General features: G+C 43.3%; 20 protein-coding genes and 1 pseudogene. 7 read left to right on the top strand and 14 right to left on the bottom strand.

Annotation, left to right across the window (positions count from 1 at the left end; genetic code table 11):
• Positions 1-19: 19 nt before the first annotated feature.
• The 9 genes and pseudogenes from H6S82_RS00680 to kaiC form a co-directional block, all read right to left on the bottom strand.
• Positions 20-295, bottom strand: coding sequence for a hypothetical protein (locus tag H6S82_RS00680; protein ID WP_190463773.1), 276 nt, complete (start codon positions 293-295; stop codon positions 20-22).
• Between the two features lie 74 nt (positions 296-369).
• Positions 370-1,719 (bottom strand): AAA family ATPase, encoded by a 1,350-nt coding sequence (locus H6S82_RS00675; RefSeq protein WP_199317858.1) that lies wholly within the window; start codon positions 1,717-1,719, stop codon positions 370-372.
• Complete coding sequence (locus H6S82_RS00670; protein WP_190475925.1) at positions 1,713-2,579, bottom strand: hypothetical protein; 867 nt, start codon at positions 2,577-2,579, stop codon at positions 1,713-1,715. The genes H6S82_RS00675 and H6S82_RS00670 overlap by 7 nt, the downstream gene beginning before the upstream one ends.
• Positions 2,576-3,364, bottom strand: a complete 789-nt coding sequence (locus H6S82_RS00665) for a hypothetical protein (protein WP_199317857.1) — start codon at positions 3,362-3,364, stop codon at positions 2,576-2,578. The genes H6S82_RS00670 and H6S82_RS00665 overlap by 4 nt, the downstream gene beginning before the upstream one ends.
• Positions 3,365-3,374: 10 nt before the next feature.
• Entirely contained in the window at positions 3,375-3,713 is a 339-nt protein-coding gene (locus tag H6S82_RS00660) for a TrbI/VirB10 family protein (RefSeq protein WP_191055937.1), read from the bottom strand.
• Positions 3,714-3,887: 174 nt separating this feature from the next.
• Positions 3,888-5,192 carry an NF041680 family putative transposase gene (locus H6S82_RS00655; protein WP_190463076.1) on the bottom strand — a complete coding sequence of 435 codons (1,305 nt, stop codon included), beginning with the start codon at positions 5,190-5,192 and terminating at the stop codon, positions 3,888-3,890.
• 189 nt (positions 5,193-5,381) lie between these two features.
• Positions 5,382-6,167, bottom strand: a pseudogene (locus H6S82_RS00650) (Photosystem Q(B) protein 1); the annotation flags it as partial.
• 329 nt (positions 6,168-6,496) lie between these two features.
• Positions 6,497-6,853 carry a circadian clock KaiB family protein gene (locus H6S82_RS00645; protein ID WP_190466176.1) on the bottom strand — a complete coding sequence of 119 codons (357 nt, stop codon included), beginning with the start codon at positions 6,851-6,853 and terminating at the stop codon, positions 6,497-6,499.
• Positions 6,854-6,916: 63 nt separating this feature from the next.
• The gene (kaiC, locus tag H6S82_RS00640) at positions 6,917-8,623 is read right to left on the bottom strand and encodes a circadian clock protein KaiC (RefSeq protein WP_190466174.1); all 1,707 of its coding nucleotides are present in this window, start codon (positions 8,621-8,623) and stop codon (positions 6,917-6,919) included.
• 267 nt (positions 8,624-8,890) lie between these two features.
• On the opposite strand from kaiC, the gene H6S82_RS00635 reads away from it, so the two are divergent.
• A complete protein-coding gene (locus H6S82_RS00635; protein WP_190466171.1) occupies positions 8,891-9,688 on the top strand; it encodes a glucosamine-6-phosphate deaminase in 798 nt (265 codons plus the stop codon).
• Between the two features lie 127 nt (positions 9,689-9,815).
• Here the strand turns inward: H6S82_RS00635 and H6S82_RS00630 are convergent, their stop codons facing one another.
• Positions 9,816-10,565, bottom strand: coding sequence for an MOSC domain-containing protein (locus H6S82_RS00630; protein WP_190466169.1), 750 nt, complete (start codon positions 10,563-10,565; stop codon positions 9,816-9,818).
• Positions 10,566-10,685: 120 nt separating this feature from the next.
• Here H6S82_RS00630 and H6S82_RS00625 point away from each other — a divergent pair, with 120 nt between their 5' ends.
• The 3 genes from H6S82_RS00625 to H6S82_RS00615 all read left to right on the top strand — a co-directional run bounded on the left by H6S82_RS00625 (position 10,686) and on the right by H6S82_RS00615 (position 13,887).
• Positions 10,686-11,264, top strand: a complete 579-nt coding sequence (locus tag H6S82_RS00625; RefSeq protein WP_190466165.1) for a GNAT family N-acetyltransferase — start codon at positions 10,686-10,688, stop codon at positions 11,262-11,264.
• 109 nt (positions 11,265-11,373) lie between these two features.
• Positions 11,374-12,885: an NHL repeat-containing protein gene (locus tag H6S82_RS00620; protein ID WP_190466161.1), complete on the top strand. Its 1,512-nt coding sequence runs from the start codon at positions 11,374-11,376 to the stop codon at positions 12,883-12,885.
• A 150-nt stretch (positions 12,886-13,035) separates the two neighbouring features.
• Positions 13,036-13,887, top strand: coding sequence for an Npun_R2479 family HD domain-containing metalloprotein (locus H6S82_RS00615; RefSeq protein ID WP_190466157.1), 852 nt, complete (start codon positions 13,036-13,038; stop codon positions 13,885-13,887).
• Between the two features lie 76 nt (positions 13,888-13,963).
• Here the strand turns inward: H6S82_RS00615 and H6S82_RS00610 are convergent, their stop codons facing one another.
• Together H6S82_RS00610 and H6S82_RS00605 are read right to left on the bottom strand one after the other, a co-directional pair.
• Positions 13,964-15,049: a nucleotidyltransferase domain-containing protein gene (locus H6S82_RS00610; protein ID WP_190466153.1), complete on the bottom strand. Its 1,086-nt coding sequence runs from the start codon at positions 15,047-15,049 to the stop codon at positions 13,964-13,966.
• A gap of 121 nt (positions 15,050-15,170) precedes the next feature.
• Positions 15,171-15,962 (bottom strand): C1 family peptidase, encoded by a 792-nt coding sequence (locus H6S82_RS00605; protein WP_190466150.1) that lies wholly within the window; start codon positions 15,960-15,962, stop codon positions 15,171-15,173.
• 292 nt (positions 15,963-16,254) lie between these two features.
• On the opposite strand from H6S82_RS00605, the gene H6S82_RS00600 reads away from it, so the two are divergent.
• From H6S82_RS00600 to H6S82_RS00585, 3 genes are all read left to right on the top strand, one after another.
• A complete protein-coding gene (locus tag H6S82_RS00600; protein WP_190466147.1) occupies positions 16,255-17,718 on the top strand; it encodes a serine/threonine-protein kinase in 1,464 nt (487 codons plus the stop codon).
• 311 nt (positions 17,719-18,029) lie between these two features.
• Positions 18,030-19,637 (top strand): mechanosensitive ion channel domain-containing protein, encoded by a 1,608-nt coding sequence (locus H6S82_RS00595; RefSeq protein WP_190466144.1) that lies wholly within the window; start codon positions 18,030-18,032, stop codon positions 19,635-19,637.
• Between the two features lie 455 nt (positions 19,638-20,092).
• Positions 20,093-20,326 (top strand): Nif11-like leader peptide family natural product precursor, encoded by a 234-nt coding sequence (locus H6S82_RS00585; protein WP_190466141.1) that lies wholly within the window; start codon positions 20,093-20,095, stop codon positions 20,324-20,326.
• Positions 20,327-20,364: 38 nt separating this feature from the next.
• Here the strand turns inward: H6S82_RS00585 and H6S82_RS00580 are convergent, their stop codons facing one another.
• Together H6S82_RS00580 and H6S82_RS00575 are read right to left on the bottom strand one after the other, a co-directional pair.
• A complete protein-coding gene (locus H6S82_RS00580; RefSeq protein WP_190466139.1) occupies positions 20,365-21,762 on the bottom strand; it encodes a 1-acyl-sn-glycerol-3-phosphate acyltransferase in 1,398 nt (465 codons plus the stop codon).
• Positions 21,763-21,948: 186 nt separating this feature from the next.
• Positions 21,949-26,061, bottom strand: a complete 4,113-nt coding sequence (locus H6S82_RS00575) for a DUF2157 domain-containing protein (RefSeq protein WP_190466135.1) — start codon at positions 26,059-26,061, stop codon at positions 21,949-21,951.
• Positions 26,062-26,553 lie beyond the last annotated feature (492 nt).

Below are 26,553 nucleotides of genomic sequence, written 5' to 3'. Positions count from 1 at the left end.
AAAAGTACGAAGGAACAAACTATTCTAATTCAAAACCGGATGAACTAGAATAATCATGGCTTGGGTTGGGATTGGAAAAAGTTTCCGTATAAGCATTGTCAAATACATTGGTTTCGTAAGGATTTTCGGCATACGGATTAGTAATATTGTCCGTGTTGTATGCCGTATCTCCTGCGCCCCAACTGCTTGAAGACTGAGCTATGTTAGTATCGTAGCCATAGCCAGTTTCGCCACCATAACCGTTAGAATCCCAACCAGATTCGTTGTAACCATTGTAAGAATTTGGTTCGCTCATAATTGACTCCTATCTATTTCTTTAAACTTATCTTGATTAGAAAAAAATATTTTCTACCGAAAGCGATAAATCTATTAATTTGGAGTAGAACCAAACAAAACTTCTGGTTCTTGACGCCAACGACTTCTATCGGGTGAACTAGCAGGACGGGCGTAGGATGCTTTGTTGCGAATTTCGACAATTTTATCCTCTTCCCTAATCATGCTAGGAGTAAAGTTATATCGTTGTGCCAAGAAATCTTTTACAGTAACATTAAGCGGTTGTTTGTGTAATTCTGAAGAAGCAAAATGTTGAGTATTTCGATAAAAAGCTTCTTCGGCAGTTTTTCGTACCAAATTCCCAATTTCGGCGGGAGTAAGCATTTTGGTTTCGCGCAAAAGTCGCCACCAATCTCGTTCGCTAAAATCTAAATCAGGGAAATATCTAGCTAAATGCAATTTTATAATTTCGTAACGTGCGCCAGTGTGGGGAATATCAACAAAAACGATATCATCAAAACGGCGAATTAATTCAGGCGGAAGGAAGTCCAATCTATTCACAGTCGCCATTACTAATACTTGAGAAGTTCTCTCCTGCATCCAAGTGAGTAATTTACCAGCTAATTGTCTCGATACTCCACCATCGCTATCGGAATCAAAACCAGCAAAACCCTTATCGAAATCATCAAAATAAAGGACAAGACCGTATTCGCCCAAAGAATCGCATAATTGCAGGAATTCTCGTAAATTTTTTCTTGACTCATAAGCAGTAGCACCGCGTAAAGAAGTCCAATCAGCAGCAACCATCGGTACGCCCATTTTTTTAGCTGCTAATTTGGCGCTTAAACTCTTCCCAGTACCGGGTGGCCCCCATAATATCATACCTTTGGGGAATTTAAGATTGTGTTCTTTTGCTTCCGGTTTGAGTAATGCAGCAGCGCGTTCTAGCATTTCTTCTAATAAGTCTAATCCACCCGCAGCAGGTACATCCGGTTCGCTGATAAATTCAATCCCCCGTCCTTTTAATTTAGATTTTTTGTAAGTTAGCACTTCATCAATTAGTTGTTCGGTAGTACAATTATTTGATAGGGAGTGCTGCAAAAGCATGGACAGTTCGCCTATTGGTAAACCCAGACAAGTCCTTATCAATTGTTCTAATTCTGCTGGCGCTAAAAATAACTGATTACCCAAATCTTGTACTATCTGTCGCATTTGAGAAGCATCTGGTAGTGAATTCACCAATACAGGAACTAAAGGCATCAATTCCTGTGGTAGTTCGACGTAAGTCTCAAGTGCTACTACGAATTGTTGTTGACCTCTTGTAGGTAAATCATAAGCTAGGTTACTAATCATAGCTAACTGTTCTAGCTTATTTCTTCCAGAAGTATCGGGTGTTAGCATACCCTCAAAAACAAACACCCCCGGTACTTCGTTATTATCTACCAACCATGCCAGACCAGATGTACACTTAATACTGGTATACTTTGAAGTTGGGTAAGATAAGTGCGATCGCTAGTTACCCGTGCAATGACAGAAGCAATTACTTTGCAGCAGCTTTTCGGGTATAAAACTACTTGCTTTTCGCTGAATCTTATTACTACCCAATTTCCCCTAAGAAAAAATTGATTTCTAATATCATCCTTACCGCCATCTGTACAATGATGGGGTTCTTTCGTATTGCCAACATACGGTTCATCAATCTCAATATCGATACTTAATCCACTAGGATGTATGAGAGCAAAATCAGCCGAATAGGGAATAGATAAAGCAGGGTTATGAAATGACAATCCTTGCACGATATTCGGAAATATTTGCTGCAACACTTGTTTAAAAGCTTTCTCAGAAACACCTGTTTTTGCAGTACTCATGCCTACTGAAGGCATTACAGTACCATTAAGCAGCTTACTTAATTGTTCAGAGTGAATAGATTGTAGAGGCATTCTAACTGGCTGATTATTAAGGGTGCTGAAATCAGGGGACGGAATTATCTTCTGTCTTTTAACTGGCTGTTTTTTAGAAGTTGAAATCTCATTACAGATAACTCCTAAGAAAATCACTAGCCAGACGCTAGCAACCAACCAAAAAGGAGATAAAAGAGCCAAAGATAATGCTATAATAACGCCAACAGCAATCGCTCCCAGTAATTGAGATCTTGGTAGAAAAAGCCAGTGAATATTAGACTTATTCTTAGATAGAATAGGAGAATTAGCTGTTGGCTGAGAATTGGAAATATTTGAAGTCGCGTTGGTTGCTAGAAATCTCAGAATTTGGTTGGGATAAAGGACAACAGGATAACTCTTATTCACCGATTAAACCTTAGCAAATTGGGAGCGTTCCTTCTAGATGAAGTTGTGGGAGAATTAGATTTTTCCCTACCCAAAGTAGCTAGTTGAGGAAGCAATTCAGGGCGCAGATTAACTCTTTGTGCTAATTCAGTTAATGAGCGATTGGAATTACTTCTTGCTGTTGCTAAAAAATCCCTCACCTTCAACACAACCGGGTCATTAGAAGAAGTGTATCTTCTCGCAATAGCAACTTGCAAACCTCGTTCGATATCATCAATTCTCACGGAACGAGACGAACTAGCTTGCAATCTTGATGTTCTCCTATAACGGGTAGGAGAAGTTGTAGCGATGCTCAACCCATTATACCTTTGTCTTGCATTTCCACCAGCTTGTAAATTAAAAGTATAAAGTCGCATCGTTCCATCTGGCGATTGCGTTTTTACGAACAGATTAGTAACGCGAGCGGTGGTAAGATTGGGGAATCGCAATGGTGTTATTTGCCGCAAAAATAATGTAGTCGCGTTCCCTTTATCCAGTGGGGTATCGGTAGTATAAGTAAAGCGACTGGGGTCAGCTAAAAACACCTGAATAATCCGCTCGTTAACTCTGGTAAAATCAATAGCAGTCCCCCTACCAGACCATACTTCTACTGTACGAGCTGCTCCAGAAAGACCGCTACTTTCTTGGGGGCTAATCGTTAATATGGCTGGTTGATTTGAGTTTGGGTTAGACTGTGCTTGAGCTATTTGTGAAAAACCCAATACCAAGCACAAGGTTAATCCTAGCTTGATGCTAATATTTTTCATTTTTACATCCTCAACGATTGACAACAAAGAAAGTATTAAAAAAGACAGAAACTTCAGTTCCTTGTGGTATAATTGCCACATTGGAACGATTCAAGATTTCTTGAGAAGTGCGATCGGCACGCTGGCTCAGACGTTGGGACATCGGTTTGAAAAAGCCTTCGATCGCTGCTGCTAAAACGTCGGGCCGGCGAGCAGATGTAGTGATAGTTTGGCTGCTAAAACCGCCACTGGAAATAATGGTGGAAGATTGATTTTGATTTTGGTTGATAACTTCACCTGCTCTTCCAGCCGCACCCAACAACCCGATTAAAATATCTTGTCGGGCGATTTCTCCACCTTTATCGCGCATTCCTTTAGCAATTAAAGGTTCGCCATTTTTTCCCCGAATGAGGATACTTTATTTACTGGAGTTTAGACTATCGCACCGCAGGTGCGATAGTCTAAACTCCAAGCAATCCAAAATTCCTCAGCTTCCAGCTGAGTCAGAAAGAGCGATTAAATCAGGATTTAAGAGAGAAAAAAGTTAAGTTTTCGAGCTTTTTTTAGTTGGAGAAAAGCCTTTTTTAACAATGGGATAACGAGTACGAGGTGGCCTTTGTTGTCCGGTGGGCCAGCCAGGAGACTTTCCACGGAGTTTAGGAGAATCAGCAGGTGTACCAATCACGGCTAAAACTCCTGGCATGGCTTGTGCAACTCGACCAGGGGTTAATTTAGCCAGGCATTTTTGCCAAGGTAAGGGTCTATCTTTGACTATTTCGCGTGCTAACCAAAGTTCCCAAGTAATCATCGGCATCAAATCACTCCACCGCTCACACTGCTTGGGCGTACTCAACTTCGGTAAAGTCCAATGAAGCCGTTGTTTGGCCAAGCGATACCAATGATCTACTCCAAAGCGTCGCAAGTACAGTTGCCAGATTTCACTTAAGGGTGGCATTTCTTCCCCTATCCAAATCAACCATAAAGGCGATGGCGTTTTCCCACCGTACAATTGGTCAATGCGCTCAAGAAGAATTAGTTGCATTGGTTGGTGTGGGGAAGCTCGGAAATGCAAATCTTTCCACAAGCTAATTCGTAATCGTCCTAATTGGGAATGGTCTAATTCTACTGTGTCAACTGCTGGTATCCAAGTGGCAGAATCGTTGAGTTTAAACTTATCTCCATGTAGACGAGGACGACCTTTTCCACAATAAGCTGGTGGGGCAGTCCACAAGCATAAATTAGAACGTAGTCGGATTAATTTGTCAGTTGGAATCGAAGCTGTTTTCAGTATAAAAGGCGCACATCCATATTCGCTATCCCATAAGGAAATCGGTCGCGAAGGCAAGTATTTACAGACTTGCTTGAGTTGCCATACTGCTTTATCAATGGGATTTTCCCAACTGGTAATCCGTTCGTGCCTTAACGGAATGGCCCAACTCCCTTCTGCTTCTGGTATCCACGCCAGAGTGCTATATCCCTGACCTACTGTAATTGGTCGATTCCCATAAATGACAGCAGCCTGGTGTTCAATTGTTCTTTCTTGTAGTGTGTGAGCGTCTGGTCGTGGCCAATTCGTGTGGTCACCTGCTAGGATCGGACGTACATCCCTTGGCATCTGTTCGATGTACAAACGCATCAACTTATTGCGCTGCGGTCTACAATCCTGTAAAGCTTCATAGATACTTGGCCAACTGCGTCGAAATACTGGGGATAATGACAGGTCTGCCAAACAGTCAGCGTGGCGAGTGAGCAGTATGGCATCTGTTAACTCAAACGTGGCATCTTTGGCTCTAGTGAGATGTTGATAAGCCGCTTGACGAAAAGCTTTTAGTTTGTCAGTTTGAATCATTGGTAGATGCTAGTTGGTGGAACAACTTTGCTGCTTCTACCACACTAGAGTACAGGTGTCTATTAGTACACTTGTACTCTAGCCTTCGCCATCTTTTTACTTTAGTGAGGACAGGTAGCTCTTACTTAGTCTTCTCTGTGTCAATCAAAGTTTAGACATCGCACCTGCGGTGCGATAGTCTAAACTCCAGTATTGGAAGATCAAGCGTCCGAAGTAACCGTGAGCTGCTACGATATTGTAAGTTTCTTCTTCTTGACCGAACTTATAGCCATAGTTGGCAGATTCGTTTTCATTCGTTTCCCGGATCAAGCTAGAAGTGACTAAAGAACCGTGCATCGCGGCAAACAGCGCACCGCCGAACACACCAATTACACCTAACTGATGGAAAGGGTGCATGAGAATGTTGTGTTCTGCTTGGAAAACGATCATGAAGTTGAAAGTGCCGGAAATTCCCAGCATCAATCCATCAGAAAAGCTGCCTTGACCGATGGGATAAACCAACAGAACGGCAGTTGCAGCCGCAACAGGAGCAGAAAAAGCAATTGCAATCCAAGGACGCATTCCCAATCGATAGCTTAGCTCCCATTCGCGACCCATGTACGCATATATGGCAATCAAAAAGTGCAGTACGATTAATTGGTACGGGCCGCCATTGTAAAGCCATTCATCCACAGAAGCTGCTTCCCAAATTGGGTACAGGTGCAAGCCGATCGCAGCTGAAGTTGGAACTATGGTAGCTGTAATGATATTGTTGCCATAGAGCAAAGAGCCGGAAACTGCTTCCCGTATCCCGTCCAAATCCACAGGGGGAGCCGCAACGAACGCCAGAATAAAAACGATCGCTCCAGTTAGGACGGTAGGAATCATTAACACGCCAAACCAGCCAATATACAGCCGATTATCCGTGCTGGTAATCCAGTCGCAAAACCGCGACCACAGGCTATCGCCTGTAGGTCTTGCTACAGTGCTTGTCATCGCTCGAAAAACTCCGTAATTAGATAAATGCGATTATGTTCGGCACGATCGCAGCAACGTTGTCGATCGCCTACTATATTTATATAACCATCTAGTTATTTAGTTGTCAAGTTCGACGAGATAAAAACTTTAGTTTGACAAATCTCTCTACTTAGTTGTAAAATGGAATATTCGGTTATTATTTTGGCGGCTTCACCATCGCAACTATTCTTCTGACAGGTAGAAGCCAAAGAGATTGCTTGCGCGAAACATTGGGATTAGTAGGATCGAGCTATGCCTTTTGTGAAGTAAAAAAGCGGTTAGAGCGTCGAGGCTAGACCCCAGTCCCTTCAAAGACCCAAAGAAACGATGACTTTTTCTGTATTAGTCATATCCCCAATCAACCTCTGTAAAGGAGGTGGAAGTTTCTTTATAAGTGTAGGAACGGCGAAAATTTGCTCTTGTTCTAAGAGTTCTGGTTGCTGATAGATATCAATTATTTCAAGTTCGTAACGCCCTTGCAGGTATTCTTGGCATATAGTTTTAAGCTTTTGGATAGCTCGTACTGATTTGGGACTGTTTCCTGCCACGTATAAATGGAGAACGTATTTTTCTAACTCTAAATTTAAATCATCTTCGCCTAGCACTTCTTGAGAGTTTTTCGACTCTGCATTTGCGCTCCCCTTATATTCTATAAAATTATTCATCGCTATCCTTCCTTACCTGACTTTATGTTACTTACAATTGCAGTATTTAAACAATTTTTTTAGTTAATCTGCCCGACGCATATCGGCTCGTTTTCTCCGTTCTTGAAGCAATGTTACCTCTTGTTGTTCCTCTTGTTGAATTATGCGCTCCACTTGTTCCTTCTCATTCTCAAACTCAGCCTGCAAAGCCGTAATTTGGGCTTCCATCACTTTGCGCTTACGTTCGATATCGCGGTACTTCTGTTCGATTTCTTGTCGGTGAGCCAAAGCAGCAGCTTTTTCCTGCGCTTCTTGCACAGTGCGGGCTGTACCCGTAACTACACCGCCCGCTCCAAGATACACATCCACTAATTCTACTCCAGAACTGGTTAAGCGGAATTCGCGCACTTGATTCGAGTGTTCCATACCGCGAGATTTTAGTACGTAAAGCAAGCGATTGCGCTCGCCGTTACTTTCTATATCGCGCAGCATCAGCCAGGTATCCATTAGGGATGAAACCCCTACGTCTGTCTGTTGCACAAGAGCGCCACTAGAATTTAAGCTTGTCAATAAAGTCGTGATTTGTTTGGTTTTAAAGAAATCGATCGAGCGCATTAAAAATGATTTGACTTGACTTTCGTTGCCGGTATAAGTGAGATTGGAAATCGGGTCGATAATAATGGCAGTCGGTTTAAATTCGTTAACCAACTGATGGATATTGACAAGGTGCATTTCTAACCCATACATAGTAGGGCGTAAGGCTTTGATTTTCAGCAGACCTTTTTTTATTGCTGTTTCCAGATCGATGCCGATCGAGCGCATATTGCGAACAATCTGGTTTGCAGATTCCTCGAAGGCAAAATAGAGACATCGTTCCCCTCGCTGACAAGTAGCGTTGGCAAAATGGGCGGAAATAGAACTTTTTCCAGTTCCAGCCGTACCGGAAATCAAGATGCTGCTACCGCGAAAGAATCCATTACCGCCCAGCATTGTATCCAGGCGATCGATACCGCTTGATATGCGTTCGTTGGATACTTCGTGTTCTAATGCGATCGAAGTAATGGGCAAAACAGAAATACCGTTCTCTTGGATTAAAAATGGATATTCATTCGTGCCGTGTCTAGAACCGCGATACTTAACTATGTGCAAACGTCGCGTAGAAAGTTCATCGTTGACGCGCTGATCCAGGCGAATTACGCAATCAGAAACGTATTCTTCCAAACCGTGCCGTGTCAGTGTATTATTACCACTTTCGCTGGTAACGATCGCGGTAACTCCTTTGGATTTTAACCACAGAAAAAGCCGCCTTAATTCCGCTCGTACCACAGCTTCGTTAGATAAACCGCCAAACAAAACTTCTATTGTATCTAAAACAACTCGCTTGGCATTAATAGAGTCGATCCCATAACCAAGCCGAGCAAATAAAGCTTCCAAATCGTATTCGCCCGTTTCTTGAATCTGACTGCGTTCCACATGAACGTAATAAATCCCCATTTTCTTTTCGGCAATCAGATCCTTTAAATCCCAACCAAGAGAAGCGACATTTTCCGTCAGTTCCTGGGCAGATTCTTCAAAGGACATGAAAATACCCGGTTCGTCGTACTCAAGTGCGCCGCGTACCAGAAATTCCATCGCCATTAGCGTTTTGCCACAGCCAGCTTTGCCGCAAATAAGTGTGGGACGCCCTTGCGGTAATCCCCCATCGGTAATTTCGTCAAGTCCCTGAATTCCGGTCGGACATTTGATTAGGATAGCCTTGTGTGGCTGTGCGATCGTCTTTTGTTCAGTCATATCCAGTTAAAAAGTGAGCGGGAATTCAAACAGTGGCCTCACCAGCAGCTGCAAAAAGAGCTTGTCGTTCCTGGTTTTGTTGCTATATAGACACAAGCAGTTGTTGCAGATTCCCCTCTTTTATCTTACTAACTCCATTCTAGGTTGAAATTCCACTATATTTCCGATTTTTCCCATTTCTTCACACGGACTCAACCATAAAAACGTTCTTTCGATAGAAGCCAGTCTCCTTCTTTCGGGAGAAACCAGGAGCGGTAGAATCGAACTATGTCTAATCCAGAAAGCACTTCCCAATCACCTGCACCCGTCAAAACTTTTCGGGTCGATGCCTTGTCAGTGCGAGTGTACGACTCGCAAGCTACAATGGCTCAAGATTTGGCGCAACTCGCACAAGATTATTTACAGAACCTCCTCGCGCAACAGGGTTCTGCTACTGTAATTTTGGCTACAGGCAATTCCCAAATCGAATTTCTAGATGCTCTGATTGTCAAAGGCGGCGTAGATTGGACTAAAATTACGCTTTTCCATCTCGACGAATATCTGGGAATCGATCGGGAACACCCCGCCAGTTTTCGGCGATATATGCGCGATCGAGTGGAAAATCGGGTAAATCCCGCTGCTTTTCATTATATCGAAGGCGATACAATGGAACCATTAAAGGAGTGCGATCGCTACACCCGACTTTTGCAAGCTCAACCGATCGACCTTTGTTGTCTTGGTGTAGGAGAAAACGCACATTTAGCTTTTAACGAACCGTCTGTAGCATCTTTCGATGAAACTAGACTTATCAAACTGGTAAAGTTGGATGAAAAGACACGCGAACAACAAGTAAACGAAGGTCATTTTCCCAATTTATCAGCCGTACCGCAATATGCTTTTACACTCACCATTCCGATGATTTTCTCTGCAAGAAAAATCTTTTGCCTAGCGCCAGAAGAACGCAAAGCTGCTCCAGTTAGAGATATGTTGAAAGGAGAAATTAGTACGGCAATTCCTGCTTCTGTACTTCGGCGACATGAGCAAGCAATATTATTTTTGGATGTAGATTCAGCCAGCTTGCTTTGACTTATTTTTTACGCTCTTAAAAGCTTATCTAACCGTAGGGTGGGTTAGGCACAGGCGATAAATTTAGCCTTTTCAACTAATAATTGATTGCAGTGCCCTAACCCATCATCATATCATATTTTGCTCATTATAACAATTCTAATTCGTGAAAATTCCAGGTATCCCAATAGTGGCTATCGCTGGATATTCGATTATACGCAATTTCAATTTCTTCTTGCTTTAGCAATTGCTCTTGCTCTGAAATATACTCCGAAAGCAAACTGCCATCGGCGCGAACAATCCGATGAATAGGCAAATCCCTACTAGCTTTTTTCAAAAAAATAGGAATAGTCCGATAGTAAGCTTTCGATACACCCAGCGCTAACAATAAATCCGATGTTTTAACCACTTTTCCTGGAGGAATTCTCCGGACAAATTCATTAAACCGTCCTTTGGTATCATCAGGAAGTGCTGGAAACAGTTGCGAAGTTAAAGAAACTTCGTCACCTAACTCAATAACACCATCCTTAACGACAATTCCTAAAAATCCTCGTTTACCTGCGATCCTTTTAGCTAAACCTGGTTGAATTTTCTCTAAATTTGCACAAGGTTCGCATATAAAAGTCAGTCGGATGAGTGCTGATTTTCCCACCTGCAAAACTTGACCGGATGAAAAACTTTCGACTTGCGTATCAATAACGATATTTTCTCCCAAGTCGCCAGGATTTAAGTTAAAATCAGCCAGAGTTGGCGTACTGGCAATCAGCACCTGACGCGGACTACCCGCTTGTGCGTTGATATCTCCCTCAATACCGTATTCCCGACGTAAACTAATAATTTTACACTCTTTTACGGGCATTCTATGTTGCTGTTTGACAAAAAGTTTTGTAACCTTCATTATTAAGTTATTAAGCAAATTAACGATGGTAAAATTATATGCGATCGGATATTAATTTACAGTTCTGGAGAACGTGCCCTAGAATAGACTAATCTATCCCTTAACTTTGTTTTTCTGAAAGTGTCCCCCACTGAACACACTCCCATTTCGATTCGCCTTGCACAGTCGCAAGACATGAGCGAAATAACCAAACTTCAAGTTGATTCTATTCAAGTCCTTTGCGCTCATGATTATAACGCGAGTCAACTGCAAACATTACTCAATAACAAAAAACAAGGTCGCAACTGGCCAGAAATTATTTTTGTAGCCGAAACAGAAAGTCAAATAGTTGGCTTCTCTGCACTTTCACTTATCGATCCAAACATCAACGCCATATTCGTCGCTCCAGCGTTTGTTCGTCAAGGCATAGGGACAAAATTATTGACAGTTTTAGAAGATGAAGCAATAAAAAGACGAATTAGATGTTTGTGGGTTTCTGCTGCCCTCAATGCCGTACAATTTTATCGATCGCAAGGATATCAAAATGTCAAGGAAGTTACAATTTCGCTTGGTATTGGAGTTCCCATACCAGTGATAGTAATGAAAAAAGTATTGATTCTACCAAATCGGATAGAAATTATTATCACTTGGGTAATGTACGTATTGCTAATGCTTTTCTTTCTCTTAGCGATAATCTTACCGCTGCTATTTGGTAACTGAAGCGTAAGGAGAGGATAGACAAAAGGCGATCGCTAAGTTGACTAAAGCCTCTTTCAAGTGTAAAATTCACTAATTTAGCCAACTCAAGAAAAGAGGAAAAATCTATTTTATGGTAGACGCTATAGGACTTTTTGACGAAAAGTTTTATCTAAACAGCAATCCCGATGTTGCATCTGCCCTAATTAACGGTTTATTTAACAGCGGGTTAGACCACTTTAACGCATACGGTCGATTTGAAGGTCGCGACCCCAGCGCCCTATTTAACACCAGCTTTTATCTAGAACGAAATGCGGATGTTGCCACTGCTGTAGAAAGCGATCGCATTACCGCCTACGACCACTTCCAGCAATTTGGTCGATTTGAGGGTCGCGACCCCAGCACATTATTTAATACCGGCGCTTATCTAGAAAAAAATGCAGATGTTGCCACTGCTGTAGAAAGCGATCGCATTACCGCTTACGACCACTTCCAGCAATTCGGTCAATTTGAAAATCGCGACCCCAATACACTTTTCAATACCCGCATTTATTTACAGCGAAATCCAGATGTTGCCGCAGCTGTTCAACGGGGAGAACTCACAGCATTTGACCATTTCGTCAAATTCGGCATTAAAGAACAACGCTTCCCCGTCCAAGCTTTCCGCGTATTAGATACTTTTCTAGTTGGCAATACCGAAGGTAACAACGTACTGCGTTTCGATCCCAAAACCGGAACTTTTCTAGGAGAATTCATTCCCGCCAACAGCGGCGGACTGTTTTCTCCCGACAACCTGCTCTACGGGCCAGACGGTAACGGCGATGGCATCTCCGACCTTTATATCAGCAGCGGAAATAAACCCGCAACTGCAAGAGAACAGGGCGCTTCCGCCATCTTACGTTACGATGGCGTCACGGGAGCATTTATCGATGTCTTCGTTGGCGATCATCCCAACACACCCGCTGACGAAACGGGCGGTTTGTTTCGCCCCTACGGTACAGCCTTTGGCCCCGATGGCAATCTTTACGTCAGCAGTTTTCTGAGCGATCGAATCCTGCGCTACAACGGAAAAACAGGCCAATTCATCGACGTATTTGCGACAGGAAACCAACAACCGGGCGGCTTAAACGGGCCAAACGGTCTGCTGTTTGGCCTCGACGGTAGCCTTTACGTCACCACTGAAGGTAGCATCGCACGTAATGGCGAAGCCGATTTTAGCGACGGTCTCCCCAGTCAGCTATTGCGCTACAACATCCAAACAAAGCAATCCACCGTGTTTGCATCCCCTTCACCGTCACCGGAAAGTTTTGGCTTTGTCAGTCTTCTGGGAATGGCAATAAATCCCATAGACGGCGACCTCTACGTCAGCGACTTCGCCAACGATATCAGACGCTACGATTTGGAAACCGGCAATTCAGTCAGCGTTTTATCGACAAATTATACTGGCACTTCTCCCAGTAGCAATTTCATCGGTAGCTTGGCGTTTGCACCCGACGGCAACCTGTTTGTTGTCGGTTTCGATAATCGCCGAAATGCTTCTAACATAGGTGCAGTCTTGCGTTACAACGGAACTACCAGATCTCTATTGGTGCCTCCCGATACCAGATTAGCTCGTCCGATCGGCATCACATTTTTTCTTGGTTAACCGCATCGGTAGAACTCAAGTCACAATGGGTGGTGCCTACCATCACCCAGTTCACCAGGGAAACATTTCATCATAAAAAGTAAACATTTAAACTAATGCGGTCACAAACCGCATAACTCGCCCACTACCTGTCGTGTCTCGTTTCACATCATGTTTGATGCTACTCAATTCATCATCGATCACTTCGTCCACCAGCTGCGAGAAGGTTACAGACGCACCTATGGCGGCTGGAAACCCGACTACGCCGATATAATTGGTTGGGCCGGAAGTATGGCCCTAGAAAATATCGCCAATAGCGACGCTCTTTATCACAATGTCGAACACACCATCTTAGTCACCTTAGTCGGACAAGAAATTCTGCGAGGCAAACACATTCGCGAAGGTGGGGTATCCTGTGAAGATTGGTTACACGCCATCATTTCCTTGTTGTGTCACGATATCGGTTACGTTAAGGGCGTTTGCAGGCAAGATCATCCATATGACAGATTGTGCGCCACCGGCATAAACGGCACAATGATCCAGCTGCCGCCAGGGTCATCCGATGCCAGTTTAGCTGCTTATCACGTAGACCGAGGCAAACTTTTTATTGAGGAGCGCTTTGGATATCACAAGCTAATTGATGCGGAGATCATTAAGCGCAACATCGAGCTCACTCGTTTCCCCATACCCGCAGATGAGGATCACCAAGATACACTCAACTATCCAGGGTTAGTTCGCGCCGCCGATCTCATCGGTCAGTTGAGCGATCCGCGATATCTGAAAAAGATTAGCGCCCTCTACTATGAATTTGAAGAAACGGGTGTGAATAAAAACTTAGGCTATCATCACCCAGGCGATGTGCGTCAAAATTATGCCAAGTTTTACTGGAATGTAGTCTATCCTTACATTAAAGATGGGCTGCGCTATTTAGAACTGACGCAAGAAGGGAAACAAGTTTTAGCTAATCTCTACGCGAATGTATTCGTAGTGGAGCATGAGCAATCTAATGTTGGGGCATCTTAAATATATTGGTAAATGTTCGCGCAAATTTACTTGTAGGGTGCTTTCCCAAGCACCCTACAATTATAATTAGATAAAGTTACCATCCTTGTCTCGTTACTAAATCAATGCAAAGTTGATTAACGGCTTCTTTATCCACGTTTTTTGGCAGTGTAGATTTAGCATAAGCAACATCAAGGTGACTGTACAAATTGTTAGCGATCGCCATTACTTGTTCATAGCTGTACTCGCCCTTTTTAATTGCCAGTAACTCTTCGGCATCACCTGCTTCTCTGCGATCGATTATCACCCTTTGCGTCTCCAAAATCTCAATTCCACTTTTTAACAGCCGAATAGCCTGCATAGCAAATTTAGCATCGTACCCTACTTTGGCTTCCATTGCCGCCCTTGCCGGATTGCGGTTTTGCTTCCATTTTTGATAGTTTTCATATTCTCTGCGAGCGCTACGGTACTGTTGACTTTTTTGCAGCAATTTAATAAAATTTTCCGATGTGTTAGTGATGTTCCTGGTATATTCTAGAGTCTCTTCTGGCAAAGGATACTGTTTTAATACAGCCTTGAAATCTATTTCAGCCATCAGCAAATTATGAAGCTCTTCCGCCTCTGACAAAAATTGAATGCGTTCCCTTATCAAAATATAGAGATATTCCAGAAACGAATTAATTTGCACGATTGTGAGCGGTTCGTTTGATGCCAAACCAAAATCTTCCGGTTTCGGTTTATCTTGAGGTGGATTGAGTAACCAGCGGCGGTGAGACTCTAACTTTTTGATTTGAGCATAACCGTAACCAGCGTAAGTCTGTCTGACTTTTTTTGACAGAAACATTTGCTTATGTTCGATTAAGGTTCTGCCAACTTCCGTGAGGTGAACGTAGTCTTTGAACCACAGCAGTTCTAAAATATTGGGATTGTTGTCTACAGACAAATCCAGAAACTTCCTTAACTCATAAATGCAAGTATCTTTCGTTAAATAAGAAAATTCTCCCGGTTCTTCTGTCCAACCCGTATCCTTTTGCTCAATCTGTTTTAATCCTAGATAATAAGGCTTCGTCGCCACAAAGATACCGCGATAGTCATAGTCAGAAGTTTCCGTAGCTAAACCGTAACCTCGACTGCCCGTTAAAGCGATGAGAATTGTTCTTTGTTCGACTTCTTGACGATTCATAAGAGTTAGTTCGAGAACGATCTTAGGGAAATCCCTTGCTCTTTCTTGTCTGGCGTTCCCATCTGAGATGCGGCAAGGGGACTCCCGTCATACCCGTTAGGGTTGACGGTGAGTTCTTGACCTAATTTGGCGGTAGTGCGTAGGCTGTCAGTACTGTTTGAGTGTCGATTTTTAATTGCATCCAGCCATTGTTGCCCCAGGTCGGCCCCCAATTATTCTTGACCAACCAATAATCTCCATCACTCTCGTCGTGTCCAAATCCCCATATAGTTACTGATATGACAAAATTTGGCTGTGTTGTGGGTTGATTGTGATATACGCCACCGTGGTATTGCCCCCACCTGCCATCTATCCTGATCCTGGCTATCACTGGTCGATCGCTTTCTATCACATACTTAATCGTGCGCGGATCGGGGTTGGCCACGTCGTAACTATTATAATACAACCCTGTTCCCGTACATCGAGACGAGCCGCTCTGCCCTGCACATTTCGTATCCCACGCATCGGGGTCGCATTTACTTGTAAATGGGTCTAGATCCTCGTAGAGATGGTCTAAATCTGCCTCATATGCCAGTACGTCTTTCGGGTCGGTGTCGTTGATACAAGTGTCCCATAACCATTTCTTTCCTAAGTTATTAATCGGGTTTTGCACTGATATCATACGACTACCTATATTAAGCCTGTATTTATATTGATACGCCTCGATCGTAGAGAAGATCGCCGAACTACCGCACAGACCCAAAGACCGGACTGGGAACTGTTCTCGATCGCTGAGAAAGTATTCTGTTTGAGGGACATACGTTTCGGGGACGATTACAGTATTCGGTCGGGCAGCGCGGACAGATAGTGGGTGGAGACAGAACAGCAGCAGGGCGATCGCGGTCAAGGCGAGAACTCGTCTGATGTGCTTCATAAGTATAGATGCGTGTCGTAGGGGACTAAGTGTTGCATGAGGATCATATCTTGCCGCACTTGCGGAGGTCGAAAATTTAACTTTTCGTCATACTTTGCCGCTAGGCGTGTGAACTGTATCCGTAGAAAAATTACCAATTAAATTTGAAAGTAGCAACAAGAGAATACAAAGATTTCTATTACTGCCAAATCTGACTGTGGAGACGATTAGGTTATCATTCAGATTTTCACAGTCAAGCTTAGAATTTGAGATAAGGCAGAGCTATCATATTTCCAGAAGTTGCCCCAAACCTATGATGCCTCTCTATTGCAGTAAAGGACACCAAAACCAGACTCAGAACCGCTTTTGTTTCCAATGCGGGGAACCGCTTTGGCTAGCTGTGGGGCATATTCTGGAAACTCGCTATCGCATTCTGAAGCATTTGGGAGCGGGTGGTTTTGGACGCGCCTATTTAGCAGAGGATCTGCATCGCTTTAACGAACGCTGCGTACTCAAAGAATTTGCTCCTCAAGTTAAAGGCGCAGGCGAGTTACAAAAAGCCAAGGAGTTATTTCAGCGCGAAGCCGGTGCGCTTTATCAACTCAAACATCCACAAGTACCGGGGTTTCGGGAATTTTTTGAGGCAAATATTGCTGGAAGTAGTTGCTTGTTTTTGGCGCAAGATTACATTGAAGGTCGGACTTTGTGGGATTTATTAAAATCTCGCGGTACTTTTCCAGAAGCAGAAGTTAAGCAAATACTCGCACAAATCTTGCCTGTGCTGTCTTACATCCACTCACAGGGAGTGATTCACCGGGATGTTTCTCCAGATAACATAATCATCAGGTCTGCCGATAACTTGCCGATGTTAATTGATTTTGGTGGTGTCAAGCAAGTTGCGATCGCAGCTATTTCCCAGTTTACTCAAGTAGGTAAATTACCGACTCTTTTAGGTAAAGAAGGTTATGCCCCAGAGGAACAACTGCAACAGGGACAAGTTTTTCCCAATAGCGATTTATACTCTTTGGCAGTGACGGCACTTGTATTGCTAACTGGCAAGAAGCCCCAGGATTTGTACGATAGTTATAAAGGAACTTGGCATTGGGGAAAGGTAATAAAAGTTAGTTCTCAACTGGAAATAGTGCTAAAGAAAATGTTGGCTTATAAACCACGCGATCGCTATCAATCTGCTGACGAAGTACTTAAGTATTTCCCTTCTACCACACCAGTACAACCAGTACAACCCGCACCATCCGTACAACTAGTACAACCAGTACAACCCGTACCATCCGTAAAACCCGTACAACCAAACATTACCCAAATCCGTACAATTGTGGTTGCTCCCGCCAAACCCCATCCCGCCGCACCGACAGCCACAACTCCATCCAGTCCCACAATAGTAAAGTCTCCAGCCAAAGGTTTCTTGAGAAGCTGGGGAAAAAGAATTGCAGGCGTTAGTTTGACTGTAATAGCCGGAATTGCTGCCTGGGCAGGCTTTAATTGGCTGATGCAGGCGACAAGATCGATCGCTCTACCAGACCGAAAATTTTTCCCATCTCTTCCCACTTTTAGCGAAAAAGATAGAGCCGCAAAAATTGCCAGTCGTCGCCAAGCTGCCGGAATTTCAGAAGCAGTATTTATCGCTAAAGTCGATAAGCGATTTCATGCCAAACATCCGGAGTTACGCGGACGTCCCCTAACTAATAAACCAGAAGATGCCGCTTTGCGTGAAGAATGGTATAAAATAGCGGAGAATTTGCTTGAGGAAGGAATTTAGAGTCTTTTTGAGAATATATGACTTATTTGTATTGACAAAAACCAATCAACCTCACACCCAGTAAATGCTTGAGTGCTTGTTGTCGCTTCGTGAGTTTGTTAACCAATATAGCTCTTCCCTACTTTTCCAGTGGAAAAGGGGTTTTTTTGACCATTTGGCAAGAGGCATTGGGAATGGGAATGCTTACACAGCAAAGATTCGCGTTAATATATTGATTTTACTTATAGAATTAAGTATTTTAAATTAATTTTATTTATTATAATTTTAATTTATGTAATTATAAAATAAATATAGCTACCAGGTAAATCAAAGTGGACATTGTAATTATCCTTGCTGAAGTAGGTGTTCTGATTCTCGCTTTCTCTGTGTTTTACTGGCTGGTGGGAATCAGCTTTAAGCTGATTAAGAATGTTTCTTGGTTGGAGGGAAAAACTGAGAAACTACTAGGCCAGCGGCGCAATATCAGGCGTGGTTTAATTTTTCTTTGTGCAATGCTGTGTCTGCTACTGGTAGTTGGGAACGGCTTTCTGATTTTTCAAGGCAAAAATGTTCTGGAAATCCAAGTAAATTTAATTCGCGGTATTCCGCCGCAATTATGGTTAAATTTAGTTGCCGCCAGCTTCAAAACTGTTATCCTTTTGTGGTTGGTTAGGTATGGCATCCCACCCCTACATCGTTTCTTAGACTTGGCCTGCGTTCGGGCTCAAAATTTTGATGACATTGAAGGTAATGATGAGAGCATAGCCGTTTTTTTTAACTTCCTAAAAACGAACCTCACCAATATCATTTGGATATTTGTTCTTATTCTATCCTCGCAATTTTTCGGACTGCCAAAACTCGTTCCGAATTATCTATCTGTTGGTTTAAAAATTTATATCATCATTGCAATTGGCTTACTCATTGTTAAAGCCATATCCACTATTGTTGAAACTATCGACGTCGTAGCTACTAGAAATGCAAGACCCGACAATTTGCTACGCTTCTACGAACCTCTCCGACACTTGGTTACACTTTTGAAAAAACGTCTGGAGTACGTCATCTATGTTGGCATAGCAACTATTGTGGTTCAGCAAATAGATTTTCTTGCTTGGATGGCTGTTTACGGTACTAAAATCCTTGAAATTATTGGTATTTTCTTTATTAGCGGTGTTTTAATCCAAGTCGCCAATGCGATTCTAGAAGATTTAGTCCTCAGAAGTGAAGATTTAACGGAATTACAAAAACAGAGACGGCTGACAATCATCCCCTTATTCAAAAGTTTCCTGAGATACGCTATCTACTTCACTGCGGCGGTTACCATCCTCAAGCTGATCGGCATCGATCCTACCCCTATCTTAGCAGGTGTGGGTATCTTAGGTATAGCAGTTGGTTTTGGAGCGCAGAACCTCATCAATGATATAGTTTGTGGATTTTTTATATTGTTTGAAAATTATTACTTAGTAGGTGACTATATCGAGGTTAATCAAGCATCTGGTTTTGTGGAAGCGATTGACCTAAGAACTACTCGTATCCGGCATTCTAACGGTCAGCAACACATTCTTAGGAATGGAGAAATAAAAGATATTGTTAACTACTCTAAGCAGTATATTTATGCTGTAGTAGAAGTTGGCATTTCCTATGATACTGACCTCAATTATGTGTACGAAATTTTGGAAGGAATCGGAAAAGATTTAAAGAAAAATTACCCAGAGGTACTGCAACCAACACTGGTAGAAGGTGTGGAAAAGTTTGGAAGTTCTGAATTGTTAATTCGTACCATCACAAAAGTAAAACCGGGTAATCATTTCCGAATTGAACGCACACTGCGTAAGATGATCAAAGATGTGTTCGATCGAGAAGGAATTACATTCCCCGATTCTGCCAATGTAGTAATTTTGAACAATCAGCCAAATAATGGAGACTCTAAAGTTGAAAATTAATTTTTCGTTAACAACTTAGTTAACTATACCCAAGCGATCGGGCAAACTTGCAACAAACAGACTTATCAGCAGCCAACCTATCTGGGGCAACTTTGCTTCTTGCCTCTATTCACAAGTAGCTTGGTTGAACCTTCTACGATACTGTTGGCGAATCGATTGAGGGGTTAGACTCCCCAGTTAATTCGCCAACGGTATCCTTTACCATAAAGGTTGTCATCTTTTGGTTATCTCTGAGACCAAAAGCTTTAACTTATGTCAAGATTTAGTGAAATTCTTGGTTGCTGGATTTATCCTTATATGATAAGGGGTAGGCGATCGCACGATGCCAAGTGGCCTTCTCACAGCAGAGGTTGAGTTTATTCAGCTCAACCCAAATTACTATTTCCAAGATCTACAAGCCCCTGCAACTTGAACTACAGGATTTGAAATTCACATTAGAATAAGGACGTAAGGTCATGACACAGGAATCTGCTGCCCGCTTTTTTAAAGCTATCCAGCAAGATGAAGCTTTAAAAGCTAAACTAAAAGCAACCAAAGATCCAGAAACTTTTGTCAAAATTGCCGGAGAACGCGGTTATCAGTTCACTGTTGAAGATTTGCATATTCAGATCGAAAAATTGTCTCCAGAAGAGATCGCTTCTGCGATCAATCCGGGTGTAGGCCCTCGGCGGCATCTGCTGCCAAGGTAATATTTTGTAGGGTGGGCATTGCCCACCCCTAAAGCGAATCAATTTGCGATCGAATCTTGTAAAGCATTTTGCAAATTTTGAGTTAAATCGGCAACAGCTTTACGGCGGCTGGTTTGATAGGCATCCCATTGAGATGAAACCGATATAGGTTCTCCCAGCGTTATTTTTACCTTTTGCTTACCAAGTCGCGGACGCCCGAAGGGATTACCGCCTTTAATGCGGGTTAACATATCCCAAAGTAATAAAGTTGTTTCGGCAAATCTTTCTACCGTTGGTTTTTCCAAAACGTAACTGCCAGTGACAGCCACAAAACTTTCTACCAGTCGCATATGCCACATTCGCAGTGCCGCTTCTTCGGCGATGCGATCGGCCAAACCGCGCTCTAGAGGCGATAATGCTTCTAGGTTCTTGATATCTTCTCGATAAATCCAATCCCAACCCGCTTGTTCCAAACGGCGACAGCGATCGATTAAACTGCCTTTAGCGGGAAGGTTAAAAGACTTTTCCGCTACTTGCAATGCCACGTCAAGCAGTGCCTTGAGTCGTATTGCCAGTACTTCGTTAGCATTCTCGGTTGATATTTCTGGTGCTTTTGGCAGTGTTTGATGATAAAAGCGGATATAAAAGTCTTCCATTAAAGTTAATATATGCTCGCCCAATCGATAAAGTCTTCGATAAAGCAATGAAGAAGGATGAAGAATAGATGATAAATCTTCATTGATCGCTTCGGTTTGGTCTTTCATCCCTACAGGTAAACCGCTATCGATTTCCAACTCGCTCATCAGCTTTTCTAATGATTTCCAGGGAGATTCAGTATATTGGTATTTTATGCCGATCGGCACGATAAAAACTTGTTCTTGACGTTCGGCTTTCAGCAAATCTTCCACACACCAAAACGCCATTTGGGCAATTCCAGGCTCAAGCGGGCTAATAATTTCATTGTGACCGTTAGTAGCTCCTTCCGGGGATGCCATCATGGGAAATGGTGCATTGGCAAATAAATCGCGTGCCGATCGCAAACCCACTCGGTCTAGTTTACCGCGATGAATGGGGGTGCCGCCCAACTGGGAATACAGCCAGCTCACGGAAGATCCAGCCCACAGAGGTATGCCGCGATCGTATATAAAATGAGCGTGAATTGGGTATTTCAGAAAAACGCCTTGCTTTTTGGCTACTCGCGGCACTAATTTCCAAAGTAGATACATCAGGCTGAACGGATCTTCAGTGCTAGGATGGCGAAATGCCATCAAAAAGCGGATTTTACCTGCCTGAAACTGACGGTAGAGATCGACCAAAACTTCAACATTTTCAGCTGTAATTTCACCGATCGCAGTTTGATATCGCAGCCAAAATGGCAGGAGCAATTCTGTACATCTTAGTACTAGGGGATTGAAAGCTGGGGGGATAAATTCCAAACGGGGTTGAACTTGGTTCATAGTACTTGAGGTATGGAGGATGGGGTATTGAGGATAGGGCACAAGCCATAAGTACATAAAAGATAAAAAATTGTCCGATATCCTGTGCCCTATAGAGTTTAGGTAAGCATTTACTTTAGCTGAAATTCACTTCTTCCAAATCTAATTTATCTATAGAACCCTCCCCTATTAACTATGCCCTATGCCCTATTCCCAATTTTGCAATTCCGAGAGCGAATTTCGCACCAAGCTGGAGATCTGGGAACGGCGAGTTTCAAAATTGGCAGCAAGCAACATAAAACCGATACCGACAACCAAACCGATCGCCCATTTTAAAAACGAATAGCGATCGTTGAGAATCACTAGCTGAAAGCTGGCGTTAATTAAAAATGTTACAGTGCCGATAAACAGGAAAGCTCTTATTCTCAAGGCCAATCCCACAAAAATCGCACTACAGCTTATCATGCCGGAAACCAAACCAGTCCAATGCTCAGTCCATAAAGATACTCCACAAATCGAACCTATTGCCAGCAGGCGTAAAATATGACGAATCTGTTTTTGTTTTGGCTGCGTTAATCCAGGATCGACTTGGGCAAGGTACAGCACGGCTAAAGCTAGGGGGATGACATACCACAAGATATTATTCGAGATATTGGTGAGTTGCATCTCTTGCCAAAACCAGCGGTAAGTGACCCACTCGACTATGATAACGCTGACATAAGTTAAGCGAACATTTTGTGCTAGCTTGGCCAGCAATAAATAAACAATGGCAACCACAATTAAAGTGATGCGATCGATTACTAAACTTGTAGCTAAAACAGTAAATCCAGGCAATATTGCCATTGAGTTCTTCCAAGCAGTTGCTGGCCAACCCCAATTTTGCCAAGGGGCGTTGTACATAATTAAGGCAATGGCACAGACGATCGCTGCCAACCAAGGATCTAATACGCTCAGTTCCGTCCAAAATAATCGCGCATAGGCACATACTCCGGCAACTTCAATTAATCCCAGATATACCCACTCACTAGGATTAAACCGACTAAACTCGTAGCGTCCCTGTGCGATCGCGTAAGCAGCTAGCAGCAGACTCACCGCAACTCCAATTACTGTCAGTTGGGGTCCAGTGCCAACTCCTATCGACGCCACAGCAAACATCAGCGTACTACCCAGCGCCCAATGAATATGAGCCGTATTGATAATTTCTGCTAAGGAGAGGTGTAGAAATGGTTGTAACCATCTTGCCAACAAGCGATAGATAAAAGCGATCGCACAAGCCACTACTGCCAATAGAGTCAAACCATCTGCTAGGTTACCTCCCCCTGACAGTCGCATTTGATAAATTACCAGTTCGTATACAGATAGAGAAATACCTGTAAGCGAAAGATATTGCAACGCTTTCCAAGCCGGACTTTTACCGCCCATCCCAAGTCCAACAATTGATGCGCCAAATAAAAGTACTCCCGTCCAACTGTTGAAAGTACTCCCTCGTAGCGCCAGACCCAAAAAAGCATAAATTAGAGGCAAAATTCTGATACTGCTGGGCGCTGATGGATTGCGTTTTATCCACCATAAAGCCAGAATATAACCGCTAAGTGAGATACCAATGTTGGCAATGGCTAAATCCAAGTAAGAACCACCGCCCAATTTCACACTTTCTGCTAAGAACAGCTCGAATCCCCAAGCGATCCCATAAACACATAGATTCCTGGGATGTGGCAAACAGCGATAAAAATTTGCCCCCATCAGCAAGACAGCAGTTGCTAAATACGTAAGTGCGGCAGTAAAAATATCGTTATAAATCCCCACACTGCGGAATGTCAGCACCACAAGTTCCTGACTGCACAGGGCGATCGCCCACAGATCCGCTGCCCGCGCATAAAGAATATATAAAGATGGAGAGGATTTTTCTCCTACACCTTCTGCTGCGGCTTGCACTGCTTTTACAGATCGTTCCAGCAACCAACTTCGCAGCCACCATAAAATATTGATGGCGATCGCACTTACCAGAAACCAACCATCTACCGACAGTGGCAGGAATCCTGGAAAGCCTTCCCACAAGCTAAAACCGAGGAAGCCGATCGTAAAACCTACAGTAACTAATGTTGCTGCCAAATGCCGTAAATAGCGGCTATTTACCAACATCGCCATACTGGCAACACCCAGACCGACTAACCTCGCATCTGGTATGTACACCGTCAAAATCTGCGCCATCCCAAAAGCAATTAAGCTTAACCAATTGGCAAGGGATCTTTGGGGTGTTTCGCTGCGATTGGCAACTAAGGTCAGAGTTAGCGGTACTAGCAGCCACGACAACCTCAAAATAGAAGTGCTGCTGAAGTCAACCACAAATAATATGTAACTCAGCGCAGCTAGGCTCAAACCTATGTACCAAGCACTGCGACTTGTAGTTTTAGATTTAGGATTTGGATTTTTATATAATAGTGAGCTTTCTGTTGCTTGGATGGGCGTTTGTATCTGCGGTACTCGATCTCTCAGCCCTTTAAGACTTAATAACCACTCCGCGATCGTTAAACCTAATAAAACAGTCGCCCAATTTTCTAAACTCAAATTTGGCAACAAATAATCGAGCGCGGAGACAAGCGACAAAATAATGCTGATGTGCGTCAGATACACCAAGGTACTTCTGGGGTGTCGCCAATTGACAATTGCCAAGTTGATGGTAACAGCCAGCAAATTGAGCGATCGCAACAAAGGATTAACTAAGCTAATGCAAGTCGTAATCAATCCAAAGGAAAACGCGATCGTTTCTCCAAATTCCGCTAGTTCCGACTTTGACCGTCTCCAGAGCCAGTCTGTCAGGATGACTATCCAAATAGCATAGGGAAATAGCACTAGGCTCAGTAAAGGATAGGGATTTTCTTGTGCATTGCTTAGCTCGATCGCAGTAGTTATCAACCGATCCTGATTTTCTGGAGGAATTAAGCGCCAAAATAACCAAATTGCCTGCAACCCAATCCCCAACATGGCAGAGAAATCCACCCACAACCAAAATCTTTGCAAGCGACTCCAAAAAAACCATAAACCTAAGCCGCTAACTCCGATCGCCTGCCAAGCTGGATCTACGCCTACGGAAACTACCCAGCCTACCAACAACAAGATAGCGCCGATCGCTTCCCAATTCGATTGTGAAAACGCCGATGAAAAATTTAAGGGACTGGGACGTTGCAGCGATAGCCAAGCTAAAAGCCAACCGCAAATTCCTACCGCTAAGCCGAGTTGTCCGATTTCTACATAGTTAGAAAATATCGCCCGCACCAGCAAAACAGCAAGAGCATAAACTACAATACCGACTTTTCCTTGGCGGCGATCTGTCGCTGGCAGCTGAGAACTGGAAGTAGGCCAACCATTTGATAATAAATCATTTGGTAATCCGGACAAATTATTGTCCCAAGACTTCTCGCCCAGAGATGAGAAGCCAGATAGGAGCAAATCTATGTTTGGGTCTGTGTCTGTAGGGGCTTTAGCATCCTCCCCTGTTTCTATCTCCGCTTTTTCCGAAGTGTTTCGAGAGCGGAGTTTGGCGACGAAAAACCGCCAAATTAGCAAAGCAACCGTTCCCACTATTCCCAGATAAACTGCCAGTAGCGGAAATCCTGAAAATTCCCAGCCCCAGTGCAGGTAGCAAAGTCCTAAATAGTTAATCGCTACAGAGTATTCGAGATTGCGAGGTTGATTTTTGAGAGTAAAGACGGTTATGCCCGTTAAAGTAAGGGACGCGATTCCTACAGTCACCCATTCAGTAGGGTTTCCCCACAAACGAAACGCATCCATCGCCCAGAAATTCACCGGCACTAGAAACAGAGTTACCAGTTGCAAAGTCTGAGCGGTCAATTGTAAATTTTTCTGTCTAGCTGTCCACAAGCTGGCTCCCCAAAAGATTAAGGTGTAACCGAGCAACACCGCATACTGTCCAAATGCCGGAAACCTCTGCCATTGACTGGCGGCTAGTACCCCAGAGGACGACAGAACGACCATGAACACGCCCAAAAACAGCAGCCAACGGACGCTGAGTTCTGCCAATAAGGACTGGAATATCCTGTTTCGCCTCTTCGGTGGTTGCGGTTCGTTTACTGGCGTTAGTGGCGGTTTGCTCTGAGCTGGGACTGTCGTCGCAGGTACTTCTAGTGTCTCGATCGGCTGGGGTAGAGGACAGATGAGATACTTTTGGCACAACTGCCTCACCTGTGCATCAGAAATCAAACCTAAGCGCAGCCATATGTCTAGACCCTCTAACAGCGTCGGCTGCGAGGACGAGAGCATCATTTCTAGTCTGATCTGACGGTCGGGTTGGGATGGCATTTCCTACTTAGTCGCTACTCTCACACTGCGAGATACCCAATTATGAACTTTTTTGAAGGCTTTAGTTATGTGCTGCTATGCCACTTCTGAAAGCGATCTGTTTTGATTGTCCCGATCGATCGCACTCTCCCAGAGGTGCAAAGAAAAGGGGACAAGAAAGCTAATTGTATGAATGCAGCTTGCATTTAACTTAAAATTTTGCCTTCGATCGCTACTTATTTAACCGCGCTTTCCGTAACAAAAGTAGCTCTTCTGTATAGTTCTACTTTAGGATTTTAGGTAATTTTAAATTATATTAATTATTCTTAAAAAATTTGCCCTTAATATGCGATGTATGCAGATATGTCCATTTGCGTACTTACGCAGAAATATCAAAATATATACAAATAAATCTACGTATACTTAGGAATATTCCCTATACTGCTTGACATTTACACATATATGTCATTCTGGCAATAGGGTAAATACTAAGTATTTTTTTGTCTAAAACTT

It is taken from the genome of Planktothrix sp. FACHB-1355, assembly GCF_014748295.1.
Lineage (GTDB): Bacteria > Cyanobacteriota > Cyanobacteriia > Cyanobacteriales > Aerosakkonemataceae > Aerosakkonema > Aerosakkonema funiforme_A.
The sequence above is the reverse complement of the archived record's forward strand: the minus strand, read 5'-3'. Positions and strand labels throughout refer to the sequence as shown.